At 69.5% G+C, this 18,589-nt stretch carries 17 protein-coding genes; 11 read left to right on the forward strand and 6 right to left on the reverse strand.

The genetic code is table 11. The features are described 5' to 3' along the window. Window positions 1-17 precede the first annotated feature (17 nt). The gene (locus E0H75_RS11870; RefSeq protein ID WP_131513554.1) at window positions 18-896 is read right to left on the reverse strand and encodes a prephenate dehydratase; all 879 of its coding nucleotides are present in this window, start codon (window positions 894-896) and stop codon (window positions 18-20) included. Between the two features lie 39 nt (window positions 897-935). Next, a complete protein-coding gene (locus E0H75_RS11875) occupies window positions 936-1,739 on the reverse strand; it encodes a lysophospholipid acyltransferase family protein (RefSeq protein ID WP_131513555.1) in 804 nt (267 codons plus the stop codon). A gap of 148 nt (window positions 1,740-1,887) precedes the next feature. Between E0H75_RS11875 and E0H75_RS11880 the strand changes: the two genes are divergently transcribed. The 9 genes from E0H75_RS11880 to E0H75_RS11920 all read left to right on the forward strand — a co-directional run bounded on the left by E0H75_RS11880 (window position 1,888) and on the right by E0H75_RS11920 (window position 13,868). Further along, on the forward strand, window positions 1,888-4,149 hold the full coding sequence (locus E0H75_RS11880; RefSeq protein WP_131513556.1) for a M64 family metallopeptidase: 2,262 nt from the start codon (window positions 1,888-1,890) through the stop codon (window positions 4,147-4,149). Between the two features lie 100 nt (window positions 4,150-4,249). Then, entirely contained in the window at window positions 4,250-4,744 is a 495-nt protein-coding gene (locus E0H75_RS11885; RefSeq protein WP_131513557.1) for an anthrone oxygenase family protein, read from the forward strand. A 12-nt stretch (window positions 4,745-4,756) separates the two neighbouring features. Then, a complete protein-coding gene (locus E0H75_RS11890; RefSeq protein ID WP_131513558.1) occupies window positions 4,757-5,584 on the forward strand; it encodes a TIGR03936 family radical SAM-associated protein in 828 nt (275 codons plus the stop codon). A 150-nt stretch (window positions 5,585-5,734) separates the two neighbouring features. Next, on the forward strand, window positions 5,735-8,998 hold the full coding sequence (locus tag E0H75_RS11895) for an Rne/Rng family ribonuclease (protein ID WP_131513559.1): 3,264 nt from the start codon (window positions 5,735-5,737) through the stop codon (window positions 8,996-8,998). A gap of 137 nt (window positions 8,999-9,135) precedes the next feature. After that, a complete protein-coding gene (gene rplU / locus E0H75_RS11900) occupies window positions 9,136-9,477 on the forward strand; it encodes a 50S ribosomal protein L21 (RefSeq protein WP_131514084.1) in 342 nt (113 codons plus the stop codon). Between the two features lie 6 nt (window positions 9,478-9,483). Further along, on the forward strand, window positions 9,484-9,744 hold the full coding sequence (gene rpmA / locus E0H75_RS11905) for a 50S ribosomal protein L27 (protein WP_131349792.1): 261 nt from the start codon (window positions 9,484-9,486) through the stop codon (window positions 9,742-9,744). A 156-nt stretch (window positions 9,745-9,900) separates the two neighbouring features. Beyond that, window positions 9,901-11,484: a GTPase ObgE gene (gene obgE, locus E0H75_RS11910; RefSeq protein WP_131513560.1), complete on the forward strand. Its 1,584-nt coding sequence runs from the start codon at window positions 9,901-9,903 to the stop codon at window positions 11,482-11,484. 4 nt (window positions 11,485-11,488) lie between these two features. Beyond that, the gene (proB, locus tag E0H75_RS11915) at window positions 11,489-12,601 is read left to right on the forward strand and encodes a glutamate 5-kinase (RefSeq protein ID WP_131513561.1); all 1,113 of its coding nucleotides are present in this window, start codon (window positions 11,489-11,491) and stop codon (window positions 12,599-12,601) included. A 22-nt stretch (window positions 12,602-12,623) separates the two neighbouring features. Next, window positions 12,624-13,868: a glutamate-5-semialdehyde dehydrogenase gene (locus E0H75_RS11920; RefSeq protein WP_131513562.1), complete on the forward strand. Its 1,245-nt coding sequence runs from the start codon at window positions 12,624-12,626 to the stop codon at window positions 13,866-13,868. Here E0H75_RS11920 and E0H75_RS11925 read toward each other — a convergent pair. Both E0H75_RS11925 and E0H75_RS11930 read right to left on the reverse strand, forming a co-directional pair. Beyond that, window positions 13,840-14,472 (reverse strand): 4'-phosphopantetheinyl transferase family protein, encoded by a 633-nt coding sequence (locus E0H75_RS11925; RefSeq protein WP_165553654.1) that lies wholly within the window; start codon window positions 14,470-14,472, stop codon window positions 13,840-13,842. The two genes, E0H75_RS11920 and E0H75_RS11925, sit on opposite strands and share 29 nt — an antisense overlap. Continuing rightward, the gene (locus tag E0H75_RS11930; protein WP_131513564.1) at window positions 14,469-15,047 is read right to left on the reverse strand and encodes a PadR family transcriptional regulator; all 579 of its coding nucleotides are present in this window, start codon (window positions 15,045-15,047) and stop codon (window positions 14,469-14,471) included. The genes E0H75_RS11925 and E0H75_RS11930 overlap by 4 nt, the downstream gene beginning before the upstream one ends. A gap of 65 nt (window positions 15,048-15,112) precedes the next feature. Between E0H75_RS11930 and E0H75_RS11935 the strand changes: the two genes are divergently transcribed. After that, window positions 15,113-16,000, forward strand: a complete 888-nt coding sequence (locus E0H75_RS11935) for an alpha/beta hydrolase (RefSeq protein WP_165553656.1) — start codon at window positions 15,113-15,115, stop codon at window positions 15,998-16,000. Here E0H75_RS11935 and E0H75_RS11940 read toward each other — a convergent pair. Then, entirely contained in the window at window positions 15,987-16,874 is an 888-nt protein-coding gene (locus E0H75_RS11940; protein ID WP_238162972.1) for a winged helix-turn-helix transcriptional regulator, read from the reverse strand. The genes E0H75_RS11935 and E0H75_RS11940 overlap by 14 nt on opposite strands. 65 nt (window positions 16,875-16,939) lie before the next feature. Here E0H75_RS11940 and E0H75_RS11945 point away from each other — a divergent pair, with 65 nt between their 5' ends. Then, on the forward strand, window positions 16,940-18,139 hold the full coding sequence (locus E0H75_RS11945) for an MFS transporter (protein ID WP_131513566.1): 1,200 nt from the start codon (window positions 16,940-16,942) through the stop codon (window positions 18,137-18,139). Here the strand turns inward: E0H75_RS11945 and E0H75_RS11950 are convergent. Beyond that, on the reverse strand, window positions 18,072-18,521 hold the full coding sequence (locus tag E0H75_RS11950) for an Lrp/AsnC family transcriptional regulator (RefSeq protein WP_131513567.1): 450 nt from the start codon (window positions 18,519-18,521) through the stop codon (window positions 18,072-18,074). The two genes, E0H75_RS11945 and E0H75_RS11950, sit on opposite strands and share 68 nt — an antisense overlap. Window positions 18,522-18,589 lie beyond the last annotated feature (68 nt).

The following is an 18,589-nucleotide window of genomic DNA, read 5'->3' on the forward strand; positions in this document are numbered from 1 at the left end:
AGGTGGTCGCGCGCCAATTAGTGATGCGGGCGCAGTGCGCGGTTCGCGGCCGGTTCGGCGATCTGGGCGCGGAACGGATGTGAGGGGTAGACGCCGAGGATGCGGACCTCGACCGAGAAGAACGCGAGCTCCTCGAGCGCCAGCGCGACGTTCGGGTCGTCCGGGTGTCCCTCGATGTCGGCGTAGAACTGGGTCGCGAAGAACATCCCGCCGAGCTGGTAGGACTCCAGCTTCGTCATGTTGACGTTGTTGGTGGCGAACCCGCCGAGCGCCTTGTAGAGCGCGGCCGACACGTTCCGGACCCGGTAGACGAAGCTGGTGATGATCGGCCCGGAGCCGACCGGAGGTACGTCCGGCTCGCGGGACAGCACCAGGAACCGGGTGGTGTTGTGGTGCTCGTCCTCGACGTCGCTCGCCAACGTCTCCAGGTCGTACAGGCCGGCCGCGGCCCGTGGGGACAGTGCGGCGATCGTCGGATCGGCCAGCTCGGCGACCTCGCGGGCGGCGCCGGCGGTGTCGTCGGCGACCACCGTGGACCAGCCGTGCTCGCGGATGATCTTGCGGCACTGGCCGAGCGCGTGCACGTGGCTGCGGACGGCCTTGATCCGGTCGATCGACGTACCCGGTACGGCGAGCAGCTGGAAGTGGATCGGCAGGAAGTGCTCGCCGACGATGTTCAGCCCGGACTCCGGCAGCAGGTGGTGGATGTCGGCCACCCGGCCGGCGATCGAGTTGTCCACCGGGATCATCGCCAGCCCGGCCCGGCCGCTGCTGACCGCCTCGAGCGCGTCCTCGAACGTCGTACAGGGCAGCTGCTCACGGTCGGGGAACATCTCGGTGCACGCCATCGCCGAGTTGGCGCCTGGCTCACCCTGATAAGCGATCGGTCCGTCCACGATCTACCAGCCTAGACCCAGGTCATCTCAGCAAGCGGATCAGGTGTCCGACTTGCGGACCTTCTTCGGTGCGCCGGTGACCGCGCGGCCCTCCAGTTGCTTGGCCTTGGTGGCGTACATGTCGAGGTATTCCTGGCCGGACAACTCCATGATCTTGTACATGATCTCGTCGGTGACCGCGCGCAGGATCAGCCGGTCGCCCTCCATCCCCTCGTACCGGGAGAAGTCCAGCGGATCGCCGAACTTGACCGTGGGGGAGGCGAACGAGGCGACCACCTTGCCGGGCGGGGCGACCACGTCGGTGCCGATCACGCCGCACGGGATGACCGGGACCTTGGCCTCCAGCGCCAGCCGGGCGACGCCGGTGCGGCCCTTGTACAGCCGGCCGTCGTGGGAGCGAGTGCCCTCGGGGTAGATGCCGAACAGCTCGCCGCGCTCCAGCACCTTCATCCCGGCCCGCATCGCACCCTCGGACGCGGATCCGCCGGACCGGTCGATCGGCACCTGGCCGGTGCCCTTGAAGAAGCCGCGCTGGAACCGGCCCTTGATCCCGGCACCGGTGAAGTAGTCGGACTTGGCCACGAACGTGACTCGCCGGCGCAGTACCAGCGGCATGAAGATCCAGTCGGAGTACGAGAGGTGGTTGCTGGCGATGATCGCCGGACCGAGGTCCGGGATGTTTTCGGCGCCGACGACGATCGGCCGGAAGATCCGCTTGACCGGCGGACCGACCAGCACGTTCTTCAGCACCCAGTAGATGCCCTTGCCGTCACCGTCACCGGCGTCGACCGCGTGTGGTCCGCGGTCCGGCTCGGACCGCGGCGCCTGGACCGGTTCCGTCATCGATGTCCTTTCCTCACAGTTCCCCGACCCCTCATGATGCCGCACCGCGGCCCGGTTGGCCCGCAAGTCGCCGCGCGGGAACTCCTGACACGGATCGCCGCCGCTTCGTAAGCTGCTGACGGCAGTGTCGCCCACACTGGGAGGGGTCATGCGGACCAGACGATTCGTGGCGGTTCTGGGGGTGGTCGCGACGGTGTTCGCGGGCCTGCCCACGGCGGCCGGAGCCAGTACGACGGAGGCCTCGGCGACCGTCGTCCCGATCCAGGTCACCGGTCCGGCGGCGTCCCGGTTCAACCTGGTGGTGATGGGCGACGGCTACACCGCCGCCGAGTTGCCGAAGTTCCGCGAGCAGGTCGACAAGCACCTGAACATCCTGTGGAGCATCGAGCCGTTCAAGTCGTACCGCGACTACTTCAACGTGTACGCCGTCGAGATCACCTCGCCGGAGTCCGGCGTCGACTGCGACCCCGACCTCACCTCGTCGCAGGTCGACACGCCGCTGCAGATGGGCTTCTGGGGCGGCTGCAACCCGGGTAGCGTTCAGCGCCTGCTCACCGTCGACACCGCCGCCGCGACCCAGTACGCCGACCTCGTCCCCGGCACCACCAGTGCCAACCGGCAGATCCTTGCCATCGGCAACAGCGACACGTACGGCGGTGCCGGAGGCAGCTATGCGACCGCGTCCGGCGGCAACGCGCTGTCCGCGCTGATCACCCCGCACGAGCTGGGTCACTCGCTCGGCGGCCTTCAGGACGAGTACGACTACTACGCGCGCGGCGAGCGTGGAGCGCCGTACGAGGGGCCGGAGCCGTCCTCCATCCACCACACTTTGCTGACGGAGCAGGAGATGCGGGACCAGCAGAAGCAGTGGTACCGCTGGCTCGGTGAGCCGTCCGAGTCCGGCGGCACGATCGGCCGGTACGAGGGCGGCATGTACGCCGGATCCGGGGTCTGGCGGCCGAGCCGGCACTCGATGATGAAGGCGCTCGGCTACTACTTCGACCAAGTGTCGCGGGAGCGGATGACGCAGCGGATCTCGTCCCGGACCAACCTCTTCCAGGACAGCACGCCGATCGGTCAGGTGGCCGGTGACCAGGTCGTCTGGTTGCAGACGCTGCACCCGCTGAGCCACGAGCTCGACGTCACCTGGACCTTGGACGGTACGGCGCTCCCGACCGCGAACGCCCGTGCCGTCGACCTCTCGGCCCTCGATCTCACGCCCGGCCGGCACACCTTGACCGCGAAGGTCGTCGACCCGACCGATTTCATTCGCGACCCGGCGGTCAGGCCGTCGGCGTCGCGATCCTGGACCGTCGACACGAGCCTGACCGCCCAGCCTCCGACCGCGCCGGTGACGTTCACCGGGTCGACGTCGACCGAGCATCCGGTCAGCGCCGACGAGGTGGTGTACGCCGAGACGACGCAGCCTTCGACCGAGCAGCCCTCGATCACGTGGCGGCTCGACGGTGCGCCGGTCGCCAACCCGGGCAGTGACCGGGACTTCGACCTCGAGCCGCTGCACCTGACCGGAAGGCACACGCTGACCGCGAGTGTGGGCGGCGAGACGCTGACCTGGTCGGTCGACGGGGTCGAGCCGGAGGTGAAGTCCACGCTGTCGAAGCCGTTGCTGACCGTGCAGAAGCCGACCGGGCCGGAGTACATCTACAACGACGCGTTCACCATGGGTCTGGCCGCTACGGACGACAGCGCCGGGTACGTCGTTCCGGAGTTCCGGGTCGACGGGGACGGTTGGTACAACTACTTCGGCTGGCCGACGGACGCGTCCGCGCCGTTCCGGTTCACCGCCGAGGGGACCGAGATCGACCAGCTCGTCTACGGCAAGCTCGGGGTGCCGCGGGTGGTGCCCTGGGACGACGTACCGCCCGGGTACGGCCGGCACCAGGTCGAGTACCGGGCCATCGATGCCACCGGCAACATCGGGACACCGCACCGGTTCGCGGTGACACTGCTGCGTCCGGCTCCGGCCTGTACGTCGACGGTGACCGGAGTCCACAACGGTCCGCTGGTGGTGGGATCCGGCGTCACCTGCCTGGTCGACGCCACGGTGAACGGTCCGGTGCTGGTCCAGTCAGGCGCGTCCTTGGTTGCCACCGGCACCCGGATCGTGGGTCCGGTCCGAGCCGACCGCGCGGCGGATCTCCAGTTGCTGCAGAGCACAGTCGCCGGGCCGGTGACCGCCGACGGCGTGACCCGGAGCGTGGTCGCGGTCGGGTCCTCGGTCAACGGGCCCGTGTCCGTGACCAGGGGACGTACGACGGAGGCCGCCGTGCTGGCTGGGAACACGGTCACGGGGCCGCTCAGCTGCTCGGGCAACGCACCGGCGCCGGTGAACCTGCAGGCGCCTAACCAGGTCTCGGGACTGCGTTCGGGACAATGCGCAGGGTTGTGAGTTGCGCGGACATGGACGTGAGATTCGCTGACATGTCCGTGGGCTGCGCGGTGCCATAGCTTTCCGGTGCGGGGCGTTCCCGCCGTACTGGAGGAGAGAGATGAACGGACTGCGGGTGGCGGCGCTGATGGCGGCCACGATCACCACCGGGCTGATGGCGGGCGTGTACGCGATCTACTCGAACGCCTTCATGCCCGGCTTGGCCACCACCGACGACAGGACCTTCGTCGGCGCGTTCCAGGCGGTCGACCGGGCGATCCTCAACCCGATCTTCCTGCTCCTCGGCTTCGTCGGCTCGGCCGTGCTCACACTGCTGGCCGGTCTGCTCACCCGGAAGGAGCCGGCGCTGCCCTGGCTCGCGGTGGCCTTCGCGCTCAACCTGGTCACGATCATCGTCACGATCGCGGTCAACGTCCCGCTCAACGACGCGCTCAAGGCGGCCGGCGACCCCGCCACGATCGATGTCGCCGCCGCCCGGGCGGCCTTCGACGAGGCCCGGTGGCGCGCGTTCAACCTGCTACGCACCGTGCTCATGTCGGTCTCCTTCGGGCTGCTCGGCTGGGGCCTCTACGTCACCGGCAAGTCCGTGGCCTGAGACAATGCCCGGGTGGCACCTGTTCAAGCTCCGCCGTCGCAGCAACTTCCCGCCGTCCAGAAACTGCGGGTCCGGTTCGCCAAGCGCGGCCGGCTGCGATTCACCTCACACCGCGACTTCCAGCGGGCGTTCGAGCGCGCCGTCCGCCGCGCCGAGCTCCCGGTGGCGTTCTCGCACGGCTTCAGCCCGCACCCGAAGATCTCGTACGCCGGTGCCGCGCCGACCGGAGCGGCGTCGGAGGCGGAGTACTTGGAGATCTCGCTCACACACGAGCGGGACGCCGAGCAGGTCCGGGCCGCGCTGGACGAGGCACTGCCGCCCGGGCTCGACGTACTCGAGGTGGTTGTCGCCGGCCCCGGAGCGCTGGCCGAGCGGCTGGAGGCGAGCGAGTGGCGGATCGCGTTGCCTGGGGTCGATCCCGAGGTAGCCACCGCTGCGGTGGAGGCGTTCCTGGCCCGGGAGGAAATTCTGGTCGAGCGCATGACCAAACGGGGTCTTCGCTCGTTCGACTGTCGGGGTGCCGTTCTGCGACTCACCGTCGCGCACGAACCGGCGCCGGTTGCGACGTGTGCGATACTGCAAGTGGTGTTACGGCACGGAACCCCGGCCGTGAGACCCGACGACGTTCTCGCCGGCGTGCTAGAGGTAGCGACGCTCCCGGTGACGGGCCCGGCTCTTCTGACCAGGCTCGCCCAGGGCCCGCTCATCGCGGCCACCGGCACGGTGGACGACCCGCTCGCTCGTGACCGCGACGCCACCCAGGCGACCGCGACCGGCCAGGCAGGTCCCCACCAGACGCATCCAGCGGAGGGCGACGCCGCCGCTCCCTCTGTGCCCTGAGCGCGGGCGGAGCGGATCCAGCAGGCTTCCGCCGCGCCGGCACCGACGATGTGCCGCACGGCGAACCGTGACCGTCTTTCGGAGTGGCTGCGCCGGACCCGTGACAGGGGTCGCAGGCTGCGCCGGAAGGCTTGAGGAGACCCGTACCGCATGCTCGACAACGAGCCGACTACCGAGGCAGCCGAGACGGCTGCCACCGCCCAGCAGCCCAGCAGCGGCAGGACCGCGAAGAAAGCTGCCGCGAAGAAGACGACCACCCGCAAGCGCGCGGCCAAGACGGCCGCCGCCGAGGCGGTTCCCACCCAGTCCGACGGCGAGACCGCCGACCCGGCCCCGGTGAAGAAGGCGGCCGCCAAGAAGGCCGCCGCCAAGAAGACCCCGATGAAGAAGGCCGCGGCCAAGACTGCCGCGAAGAAGACCACCGCCAAGCGCACGGCGAAGAAGACCGCCGCCCAGGACACGTTCCCGGAGCTGAGCGAGAACGCCGCGCCCGGCACGAGCACCGCCGACGCGGGCCCGGTCGTGGAGAACGCCTCGGCGCCGGCGAAGAAGACCACCCGGAAGCGCACCTCGAGGAAGGCTGCCGCGACCGACCTGACCAGCACGGATTCGCCCGTCACCGACGGCCCCGTCGCCGACGCCGGGGACCCGTCCGGCGCCGCGACCGAGGCTGCGCCGGCCGCGAAGCGGTCGTCTCGCCGCCGCGGCGCCAAGACCACCGCCACCGCCTCCGCCACCGACGGGGCGCCCAGCACGATCTTCCCGAAGGCTGAGGAAGAGGCCGAGATCCCGGCCGAGGAGACGACGACACGTCGTACCCGCCGGCGCGCTCCGGCTGCTGCGGCAGTCCTGTTCCAGGCGCCGACCGACGTACCGGCTCAGGCTCCCGCGCAGGCCGCGGCGACCAGCCCGGTCGAGGCGACCGCCCAGGCAACCGCCAAGACGACCCCTGAGACCACTCCGGAGACTGCCAAGGCGACGCCGGAGCCGACTGCCGACGAGCAGCCGACGACCACGCGGCGCCGCCGCAGCCGTCGCGGTCGTGACGCGGAGGCCCGTGAGGCCACCGCCGAAGAGACCGAGCAGACCGCTGTTGCGGTGGACAAGGCCGCCGAGGACGAGTCTGCGGACGCCCAGTCGGAGCCGGACGCGCAGTCCGAGGACGGCGAGGAAGGTGGCGAGGGCACGCGTCGTCGTCGCCGTCGCCGCGGTGGCCGTCGCCGCCGCAAGTCCGGTGACGCCGATGGCGCCGAGGACAGCTCGGACGAGCACTCCGACGAGGACGAGGCGGACGAGCAGGACGCCGAGACCGGCTCCGACGACGAGCAGGACGCGTCGGCCGACTCCGACGAGGAGGGCTCGGGCAGTTCGTCCCGCCGTCGCCGTCGCCGTCGCCGCCGCAAGGGCGAGGAGGGCGCCACGTCGCCCGACGACCCCGACGAGACCGTCGTCCGGGTGCGCGAGCCGCGCAGCAAGAACACCGCGAACGAGATCACCGCGGTCGAGGGCTCGACTCGGCTGGAGGCGAAGAAGCAGCGTCGCCGCGAGGGCCGGGCGGCCGGCCGCCGGCGCGCGCCGATCGTCACCGAGGCCGAGTTCCTGGCCCGGCGCGAGTCGGTCGCGCGGACCATGGTGATCCGGTCCCGCGAGGACCTGACCCAGATCGCCGTGTCCGAGGACAACGTCCTGGTCGAGCACTACGTCGCCCAGGCCGAGCAGACCTCGCTGATCGGCAACGTGTACCTCGGCCGGGTGCAGAACGTGCTGCCCAGCATGGAGGCGGCGTTCATCGACATCGGCAAGGGCCGCAACGCCGTTCTGTACGCCGGTGAGGTCGACTGGGCCACGCTCGGCGGGGCCAACGGCCCGCGCAAGATCGAGCAGGTGCTGAAGTCCGGCCAGGCGGTCCTGGTCCAGGTGACCAAGGACCCGATCGGCCACAAGGGCGCCCGGCTGACCAACCAGATCAGCCTGCCCGGCCGGTACGTCGTCTACGTGCCGCGCGGTGGCAACGGCGGCATCAGCCGCAAGCTGCCCGACACCGAGCGGAACCGGCTGAAGACGATCCTCAAGGACATCGTCCCCGACGAGGCGGGCGTGATCGTCCGGACCGCGGCCGAGGGTGCGTCCGAGGAGGAGCTGACCGCGGACGTCAGCCGCCTGCAGTCGTTCTGGGAGGACATCGAGAAGAAGTCCAAGAACGGCCAGGCCCCGCAACTGCTGTACGGCGAGCCCGACCTGCTGATCCGGGTCGTCCGGGACCTGTTCACCGAGGACTTCGCCAAGCTGGTGATCTCCGGCGACCGTGCCTACGACCAGGTCCGCGAGTACGTCACCAGCGTGGCGCCGCACCTGGCCGACCGGGTGGAGAAGTGGAGCGGCGACGGTGACGTCTTCGCCAGCTTCCGGATCGACGAGCAGATCAAGAAGGCGCTGGACCGCAAGGTGTGGCTGCCGTCGGGTGGTTCGCTGATCATCGACCGGACCGAGGCGATGACGGTCGTCGACGTCAACACCGGCAAGTTCACCGGCTCCGGCGGCAACCTCGAGGAGACCGTCACCAAGAACAACCTGGAGGCGGCCGAGGAGATCGTCCGGCAGCTCCGGCTCCGCGACATCGGCGGCATCATCGTGATCGACTTCATCGACATGGTGCTGGAGTCGAACCGCGACCTGGTGCTGCGCCGGCTGGTCGAGTGCCTGGGCCGGGACCGGACCAAGCACCAGGTGGCCGAGGTCACCTCGCTCGGCCTGGTCCAGATGACTCGCAAGCGGATCGGCACCGGTCTGCTCGAGGCGTTCAGCGAGAACTGCGACCACTGCGGGGGCCGCGGCCTGATCCTGCACGACGAGCCGAAGGAGTCCCGTCGCCGGGACAGCCGCAACGGCAACGGCCAGGACAACAACAAGCCCGCGGCCGCGCAGGCTGACGACGGTGGCCGCAAGAGCTCGCGCCGCCGGCGGGGCAAGGGCCGAGGCGAGGACGAGCAGCCGGCCGAGGACACCTCGCAGCACAACGCCGACGCCGCTCAGCGCCTGGCCCAGATCGCCGCTGCTTCAGCGGTCGACGCGAAGAAGTCCGACGACGACGCCGGTACGACGGAGACTCCGACCGGCTACCCGGCCTCCGGGTCGGACGACGTACAGGTGAGCCCGGAGGCGACCGGATTCCCGACCGAGACCGCTGAGTCGACCACCACGGTGGGCGCCGAGGTGGCTCCGGCTGGGGCGCCTGCGACGGCTTCGGCGGAGGCTGAGGCGGAGACGGCTCCGGCCGAGGCGGCGAAGAACGGGAGCAGCAGGCGCCGGCGGAGCAGCCGGGGCCGTGGCAAGGCGGCGACCGAGGGTGATGCTGGTAACACCGAAGCCGGTGCGACCAGCGACACCACGGAGCTCGTCTCCACGGGGAGCTGACCCGGTTTGACCCGTCTGTGAGCCGACCCGTAAACTTGAGCGTCGGCGCGCGTTCAGCGTGCCATGTTTGTGTGGGCCGCTAGAGGTCTGTGCAGGCCCCCGTAAGTTTTCCGAACCAGCAGAGAGTGAGATCCACGGTGTACGCGATCGTGCGCAGTGGCGGCACCCAGCAGAAGGTCGCCGTCGGCGATGTCATCGAGATCGACAGCCTGACGGACGAGGTGGGCGACACCGTGTCCCTCCCGGCGGTCATGGTCGTTGATGGCGACACCGTGACGACCGATGCCGCGGCGCTGGCCAAGGTGGCCGTGTCGGCCGAGGTCCTGGGTCGTACCAAGGGTCCCAAGATCCACATCCTCAAGTACAAGAACAAGACCGGTTACCGCAAGCGCCAGGGGCACCGTCAGCACTACACCCAGGTCAAGGTCACCGCGATCGACGCGAAGAAACTGTCTTCCTCTGAGAAGAAGGGGAGCTGATCTGAGATGGCACACAAAAAGGGAGCGGCGTCGACCCGTAACGGTCGCGACTCCAACGCGCAGCGCCTCGGCGTGAAGCGGTTCGGCGGTCAGCTGGTCAACGCCGGCGAGATCATCGTCCGCCAGCGGGGCACGCACTTCCACCCGGGCAACCTGGTCGGCCGTGGCGGCGACGACACGCTGTTCGCGCTGGCCGAGGGCAAGGTGGAGTTCGGCACCCGGCGCGGTCGCCGCGTCGTCAACATCGTCCCGGCCCCGGCGGAGTAACACCGCCACCCGGACGTTTCACGAGCTCTGAGAAGGGCGGGTCGCGGAATACCGCGGACCCGCCCTTCTGCTGTGTAAGACAGTTGCTGTGCAAGGCAGTTGCAAGAACCTCGCTCCGCTCGGGGCGGGAGGCGAAGACAGGAAGTAGAGACACCGATGGCGATTCCCAGCTTTGTCGACCGGGTCACGGTGCATGTCACCGCGGGCCGCGGCGGAAACGGCTGCGCCTCGGTGCACCGGGAGAAGTTCAAACCCCTCGGCGGCCCGGACGGCGGCAACGGCGGCGACGGCGGCAGCGTGATCCTGCGCGTCGACCAGGACGTGACCACGCTGGTCGACTACCACCGCTCCAGCCACCGCACCGCGACGAACGGTGCCCAGGGCAAGGGTGACCACCAGGCCGGCAGCAACGGCGGCGACGTGGTCCTCGGCGTCCCCGACGGCACGGTCATCAGTACGGCGGATGGCGTCGTACTCGCGGATCTCGTCGGGACCGGCGCGGAGTTCGTTGCGGCGCAGGGCGGCAAGGGTGGCCTCGGCAACGCAGCGCTGGCCAGCAGCGCTCGTAAGGCGCCCGGCTTCGCGCTGCTCGGCGAGGACGGCGAGGAGCGGACGCTCGTCCTCGAGCTCAAGGTGGTCGCGGACATCGGTCTGGTCGGGTTCCCGAGTGCCGGCAAGTCGTCGCTGGTCGCGTCGATCAGCCGGGCCCGGCCGAAGATCGCCGACTACCCGTTCACCACCCTGATCCCGAACCTGGGGGTCGTTGTCGCGGGTGACACGACGTTCACCGTGGCCGACGTACCCGGGCTGATCGAGGGTGCGAGCGAGGGCCGGGGACTCGGGTACGACTTCCTCCGGCACGTGGAGCGGTGCGCGGCGCTCGTGCATGTCATCGACTGTGCGACGTACGAGCCTGGGCGGGATCCGCTCAGCGACCTGGACACGATCGAGGCGGAACTGCAGGCGCACGGCGGTCTGGAGGACCGGCCGCGACTCGTTGCCTTGAACAAGATCGACGTACCGGACGCCCGCGAGATCGCGGAGATGGTGCAGGCCGAGCTGGAGCAGCGCGGGCTGCGGGTGTTCCCGATCTCGACCGCTTCGCATGCAGGCCTGGAGGCCTTGAAGTTCGCGATGGCGGAGATCGTCCTGCAGCGGCGGGCCGAGGAGGAGAAGCCCGACACCACGCGGATCGTGATCCGGCCGCAGGTGCAGGGCGGGCCCGAGTTCAAGGTGAAGAAGCTGCCGGACGACGGCGGCTGGCTGGTGCAGGGCGAGAAGCCCGAGCGCTGGGTCAAGCAGACCGACTTCGCGAACGCGGAGGCGACCGGCTACCTGGCCGACCGGCTGAACCGGCTCGGAGTGGAGAAGGAACTGCTGGAGCGCGGCGCGATGGAGGGCGACGCGGTCGTCATCGGCGACGGGCCGAACGCGATCGTGTTCGACTTCGCGCCCGAGGTCCAGGCCGGTGCCGAGATCCTGGCCCGGCGCGGCGAGGACCACCGGCTGGAGGAGGCACGTCCCGCGGTCCAACGACGGCGGGCGAAGGACACCGAGTACCACGCCCACCGGGCGGGGGACTCGACGACCGACCTGTCGGAGTACGGCGCGGGCTGGGTCGAGGACGAGGTGGACCTGTCCCCGGCCGAGTCCAAACGAGCAGCTGAAGCTGCGGCGAAGCTGGCGCGCAAGGAAGCACGCGAGCTCGAACTGCAGAAGGAACTCGACCAGAACGGTTGATTTCATGAAGGAACGCGCGGAGGTCGTCGAGGCCACGCGGATCGTCGTGAAGGTCGGCTCGTCGTCGCTGACCCAGCGCGGCAAGATCGACCTCGAACGGCTCCGGCTGCTCGTCGACGCCATCGCGGCGCGGCGGGTGGAGGGGACCGAGGTCGTGCTCGTCTCGTCCGGCGCGATCGCCGCCGGCCTGGCCCCGATGGGTCTGCGGTCGCGACCGCGGGACCTGGCGACGCAGCAGGCGGCGGCGTCGGTTGGACAGGGGCTGCTGATGGCCCGCTACAGCGACGCGTTCGCGGCGCATGGTCTGCGGGTCGGTCAGGTGCTGCTCACTGTCGACGACGTGACCCGGCGGAGCCATTACCGGAATGCTTACCGGACTTTCGCGCGGTTGCTCGAGCTGGGCGTCGTACCGATCGTCAACGAGAACGACACGGTCGCGACGACCGAGATCCGCTTCGGCGACAACGATCGGCTGGCGGCTCTGACCAGTCACCTCGTGCATGCCAATCTGCTGCTTCTGTTGTCTGACGTCGACGGGTTGTACGACGGGGATCCGCGCAAGCCGGGGACCTCTATGGTCACCGACGTTCGCGGGCCCGCTGATCTTGCGCCCTTGCGGATCGGTCGCACCGGCTCGTCGAACGTCGGCACCGGTGGCATGCAGACGAAGGTCGAGGCGGCCGCGATCGCCACGGAGGCAGGGATTCCGGTCGTCCTGACGTCTGCCGGTCGCGTGGGGGAGGCACTGAAGGGCCTGCCTGTGGGCACTCTCTTCCACCCCACCGGCCGTCGCCGCAAGACCCGCCTGCTCTGGCTCGCCCACGCCACGTCGGGTCAGGGTCGGCTCCACTTGGACGAGGGCGCCGTACGGGCGGTGACAGAGCGGCGTACGTCGCTGCTGCCGGCCGGCATCTCGAAGGTCGAGGGCACGTTCTCGGCCGGCGATCCGGTCGACCTCGTCTCGCCTGCCGGGACGGTCATCGCCCGCGGCCTGGTCAACTACGACGCGACCGAACTCCCTGACCTGCTGGGCCGATCGACGCGCGACCTCGCGCGGGAACTCGGCGCGGCGTACGAACGCGAGGTCGTCCACCGAGACGACCTGGTCCTGCTGTGAACCGATCGACCTAGGATGAATCATGAGCGAGATCATCGAGCTGGCCAGGCGGGCGCGGGAAGCGTCGTACGCGCTGGCTGAGGCTTCGCGGGCGACGAAGGACGCGGCGCTGCACGCGATGGCTGCGGCGTTGCGGGACAACACGGACGTGATCGTCGCGGCGAACGCGAAGGACGTCGCGTCGGCCCGCGAGGCTGGTACGCCGGAGTCCACGGTGGATCGGCTTGCGCTGGACCCGAGTCGGGTGGACGCGATGGCCGCAGGGCTCGAGCAACTTGCGGGGCTGACCGACCCGGTTGGTGCGGTCGTGCGCGGGTACACGCTGCCGAACGGGTTGGAGCTCCGCCAGGTGCGCGTGCCGTTCGGCGTCGTCGGGATCATCTACGAGGCCCGTCCGAACGTGACCGCTGACGCGGCCGGCATCTGCCTCAAGTCGGGCAACGCCGTGCTGCTGCGCGGTTCGTCGTCGGCCGCCGCGTCCAACGACGCGATCATCGACGTACTGCGGTCGGCCGCTGCATCGGCGGGATTGCCCGCGGACGTGGTTCAGGGTGTGCCGACTGAGCGGGCCGCGGTGAAGGAGCTCATGCAGGCGCGTGGGCTGGTGGACGTACTGATTCCGCGCGGTGGCGCCGGCCTGATCCAGACTGTGGTCAGCGAGTCGACCGTGCCGGTGATCGAGACCGGCGTCGGCAACTGCCACGTCTACGTGGATCAGGACGCTGACCTCGACCTGGCGCTGACGATCCTGCTCAATGCGAAGACTCAGCGCCCGAGCGTCTGCAACGCGGCCGAATCCCTGCTCGTGCACTCGTCGGTCGCCTCGGACTTCCTGGCGAAGGCGCTGCCCGCGTTGGCTTCGGCGGGCGTCACGGTGCACGGCGATCCGGCTGTAGTTGCTGTGGGCAAGGATGTGGTCGCGGCGTCGGAGGAGGACTTCGGCGCGGAGTACAACTCGCTGGACCTGTCCGCCGCCGTGGTCGACTCACTCGAGTCCGCGGTGCAGCACATCCGCCGCTACAGCTCCGGTCACACCGACGCGATCATCACGCGCTCGCAGGCGGCCGCGCGGCGGTTCGTGCAGGCGGTCGACTCGGCCGCGGTCGTGGTCAACGCCAGCACGCGATTCACCGACGGCGGCGAGTTCGGCTTCGGCGCCGAGATCGGCATCTCCACCCAGAAGCTGCACGCCCGCGGTCCGATGGGCCTGCCGGAGATGACCTCGACCAAGTACGTCGTCACCGGCGAGGGTCAGATCCGAACCTGAACGTCCTCACCACGGGCGGCTCGGCAGACACCACCGCCAGAGCCGCCACGTGGTCGGGATCCACGTCCAGTTCCTCGAGCTGGATTCCCGCCGTGATCTTGCCTGGCTTCGCGGGTAGTCCCTCGCCGGTCGCCTTCACCGCCGCCTCCCTGCGCGTCCAGTACCTGAGGAATGCGCGCACCTTCTCGTTCTCGTCGTGACGGCTGAGTTCGTGGATCTCCTCAGGAATCAGCGCCACCTTCGCGAGCCCGTCGACGTCCAGGTGCGGGTCGACCTTCTCCACGTCGATTCCGACCGGTCGATCACTGATCGCCACACCGACCAGGTCGCCGGCATGGGTGACCGACAGCTCGACGCCGTCCGCACGCACCTTGCCGTGGGGCTTCCCGCAGCGCGGGCAGGTCCGGTCCAGCCGGATACTTGCTGCTGGCAACGAGAACCGTGCCGCGAGCAACCGCCGTACCATCGTGCATCCGAGCAGGAACCGCTTGCGGTCGTCGGCGTGGATGTACGCCGCCAATCGCTCCCGCTCGACCGCGTCCAGATCTGTGGCGAACTCGTCGCGGGCCTGGTCGATCCGGGCCCACCAGACGTCGACCGTCATACCGGTCCGGGTGTCCAGGTCAGGCTCCCGCTGCGCAGCTCCTCGAGGATCCCGTCGATCCATTCCGCCTCGGCCACCGTGACGGCCCGCTGGTACTCCGTCTCGAGCAGCGCGAACCGGGGGATCGGCGCGCCCTCGACCTCCAGGGTCAGCTCGGCGTCCAGCTCCGCCATCCGCTTGGTCAGGTGGTCCCGCCGTTGTGCCAGCAGCTCGCCCGCGGTCTCCGGCGGAACCAGCATCACGAACGACAGTCCGGCCGGGAACTCGGGGAACTCGTTGCGCGGCGTGGTCAGGATCTCGGCCAGCCACTCCCGGCAGACCGTCCGCCCGTCCTCGGTCAGGTGGTAGACGGTCCGCTCCGGGTAGCGCTCGTCGCGCTCGGTCGCGCCGGCCGTGATCAGGCCGGACTCCTCCAGCCGGACAATCATCCGGTAGAGGCTGGTGCGTTGGCCGACGTTGACGACCTGGTCTTTGCCCCACTGCTTGATCAGCCGCTGGATCCCGTACGGGTGGAGCGGCCCGTTCTCCAGCAGGCCGAGGATCGCGAGCGCGAGGGGTGAGCGTCGGAAGGTCACGTCGCCAGCTTACGGGTCCGAGACACTAGTTGCAATGCAACTAGAGGATGTGTGACTATCGAGCCATGAGAACAGCAGAACTGACCCAGGGCGCGGTCGAGTCCCGCGACGGCACCGAGATCGGCTACTGGAAGACCGGGCAGGGACCGGCGGTCGTCGTACTGCACGGCAGCATGGAGTCCGCCCGCAGCCACACGCTGCTTGCGGAGGCGCTGGCCGGCGACTTCACCGTCTACCTCCCGGATCGCCGCGGACGCGGATTGTCCGGTCCACATCGGCCGGACCACACCGTGCGTACCGAGGTCGAGGATCTCGAGGCCGTCTTGACCGCGGCGGGTGCCGAGTTTGCTTTTGGCGTCAGCGCCGGGGGTGCCGTCGTACTGGAGGCGGCGCGGATACTGCCGGGCCTGCGGAAGGTCGCATTGTATGAGCCTGCGATTGTCGACAATCCTACGCCGCATCGGGAGTGGCTGGTCCGCTTCGACCGAGAGGTTGCCGAAGGCAATCTCGCCGGTGCGATGGTGACGAGCATGTACGGGTTGCAGCTGGCGCCGGCGTTCCTGAAGGTGGTGCCGCGGCGGCTGATGACGCGGATGACCGAGAAGATGCTGGTCAAGGAGGAGCGGCAGGCTGGGGCGGACGCCATCACGATGCGCAAGCTCGCGCCGACCATTCACTATGAGGGCGCGCTGATCGCCGAGTTGGCCGGGACGTTCGAAGTGTTCCGCGAGGTGCCGGCGGATGTGCTGCTGATGGGTGGGAGCAAGGGGCTCGCGGCGTTGAAGCCTTGGCGGGACACGCTCGAGAAGGTTCTTCCACACTGCCGGCGGGTCGAGTTCGACGGCCTCGACCATGGCGCGTCCAGCGACCCGGGCGGGACCAATCCAGGCGGCAGTACTCAGGCCGTCGGTCGCGTGGCCGACGAGCTCAAGTCGTTCTTCAGGCGGTCGTGAAGGCCCAATCGACGGCGTCCGCGATGTCCGTGACCGGGTACCGTGCGGCTTTCACGACGCGGTCCGCTCCGATCACGAGAACGACGCGCTTGAGCCGCTCGTACCCGCCGGCGCGGAAGGTCGGCAGCCGGAGGGCTGCGGTCAGTTCCAGCTCCAGATCGGACAGCAGGGCGTGCGGGATCCCCTCGGCCTCGGCGAATGCCTGCTGTTCGTCGGTGCGTTGGGTGCTGACACCGTGCACCGCGATTCCCTTGGCGACGAATTCGTCGTACCGGGCGGCGAAGAGACGGTTCTCCAGCGTGCAGCCGTTGGCACCTGCGATCTCGCCCCAGCCTTCCGGCAACGGAGTCGGCCGCCCGGTCGCCGGGTAGCCGAAGAGCACGGTCGCGCGGGCGTCCGCGTCCACCACATCGACCGTCGTACCGGCGACGGAGGGCAGGGCGATCGCGGGGACGCGGCGGCCGATCAGTTCGTGGATCCGGTGCGCGGGCGGCTCGTCGGCGTCGTTCGTGCCGGTGAGTGAGCCGTCGCCGAGCAGCCAGCGGTCGCCCCAGTCCTGCAGCGCGACCAGCACCGGCAGCAGCGCGCGGCCGCGTGGCGTGAGGCGGTACGCGTAGCGCGTCGGACGATCCTGGTACGCCGTGCGCTCGACGATCCCGCTCTCGAGCAGGCCGGTGAGCCGCTCGGTCAGGACCTTGCGGGAAATGTGCAGCGAGTCGGCGAGTTGGTCGAACCGATGGAGACCGCGGGCCAGGTCGCGCACGATCAGCAGTTCCCAGCCGTCGCCGATCACGCCGAGGGACTGCGCGATCGCACAGTCGGGCTCGGGGGAGAAGCTGCTCCGCCGCACATCGACCCCCAATCCGGTTGCCACCACGCTAACTGTCCCACTAAGTTCCTGTTAGGAACTCACTCTACTGTGCTCTGGCTGGGGGCAGCATGTACTGGCGTCGGATCGCTGAGCTGCCGGCATGGCTCAAGGCCGTCATGGTCGGGCAACTGGTCAGTGCGGCCGGTGCGCTGGCGTGGATCTACCTGACGTTGTACCTGGTCGAGGACCGCGGGATGTCGGCGCAGGAGGCCGGCTTCGCCGCGGCGGCGTACGGCGTGGGGCTGCTCGGAGGCAATCTGGGTGGTGGCTGGTTCGGCGATCGCTTCGGCCTCCGCCGGGCCGCGGTGGGCAGCCAGTTGGCCTGGTCGGTCTGCTGCTTGGCCATGCCTGTCGTGCCTGGCGGGCTGCTGATCGCGGTCGGGATGCTGGCCGGTCTTTTCGGTGGGGCTGGGCGGCCCAACATGAGTGCGCTGGTCGCGACGGCGCTCCCCGCTGAGCGCCGGCGGGAGGGGATCGCGTTGTCGCGGACCGCGAGCAACGCCGGATTCACCATCGGGCCGCCGCTGGGAGGGCTGCTGGCGGCGTACAACTTCTCGCTGGTGTTCGTGATCGACGCTGCGACCAGTCTGGTGCTGGCGGCCGTCATCTGGCGGTCAGTGCCGCAGGCGTCGCGTGCCGGTTCGGCTGTCGCTCGCGGCCTTTGGCGGGTCCTGCTTCGGGACAGGCAGGTGCTGGTTCTGTTGGTGTCGATCGTTGCCATCGACACCGTGTACCGGCAACTGTTCGCCACCATGCCACTCCTGCTCCGGGACGCTGGTACGCCGGCAGTCGCCTATGGACTGCTGATCGGCCTGAGCTCTGCCGTCATCGTGTGCTGCGAGGCGCCGCTCGCCGTACGGCTTCGCGAGCACCGATCGACTCGGGTGATCGCTGTCGGCTTCGCGCTCGTGGGTCTGGGGCTGGCGGTGCTGGGCGTCTGGCCGGCGCTGGTCGGGGCGACCGTTGCGATGGTGGTCATCACGGCGGGGGAGATGCTCTACAAGCCGACTGCCACGGCTCACGTCGCCGATGCGGCTCCGGAGGGCATGGTCGGGCGCTACTCCAGCCTGTACGCCGCGGCGTCCATCAGTGGCATGTTTCTGGCGCCCGCTCTCGGTGGTGCGGCCTATCAGCACGCTCCCGACCTGCTCTCCCCGGTTGCGGCTGCCATTGCCTTCGGTGCGGCCGTCGTACTACTGCTCACTCGGGCAGCGGCGCGGGACGCCCTTCCCATCGGGTCGACAGCACGACAGTCGTCCGGGTCCTGACCACGCCGTTCACCCGGCGCAGGGTGCCCACGACCGCCTCGAGGTGGGTGACGTCGGCAACGCGGACCTTCACCACCAGTTCCTGGTCGCCCGCGACGAACCAGCAGTCCTCGACCGCATCGATTTCCCGGACCTGGTCGACGATGTCGTCGGTCTCCACGTCGTCGCGCTGGAACAGCCCGATCAGCGCGCTCGTCCCGAGCCCGACGTGCTCGGGCGCCACCACCGCGCGGTACCCGAGCAGTACGCCGCGCTCCTCCAGCCGCCGGACCCGTTCCTGCACGCTCGGGCCGGACAGGCCGACCACGCGGCCCAGCTCGGCCCAGCTGGACCGGCCGTTCAGGCGGAGTGCCTCGATCAGCTGCCGATCGATCGCGTCCATGGCGCGAACCTCCCGTTCACCGCAGATTCGTAGGCATATCACTCGATCTGCCTTTAATTCGTTTGTAT

It is taken from the genome of Kribbella capetownensis, assembly GCF_004331485.1.
In the GTDB taxonomy this organism is placed as follows: Bacteria; Actinomycetota; Actinomycetes; order Propionibacteriales; family Kribbellaceae; genus Kribbella; species Kribbella capetownensis.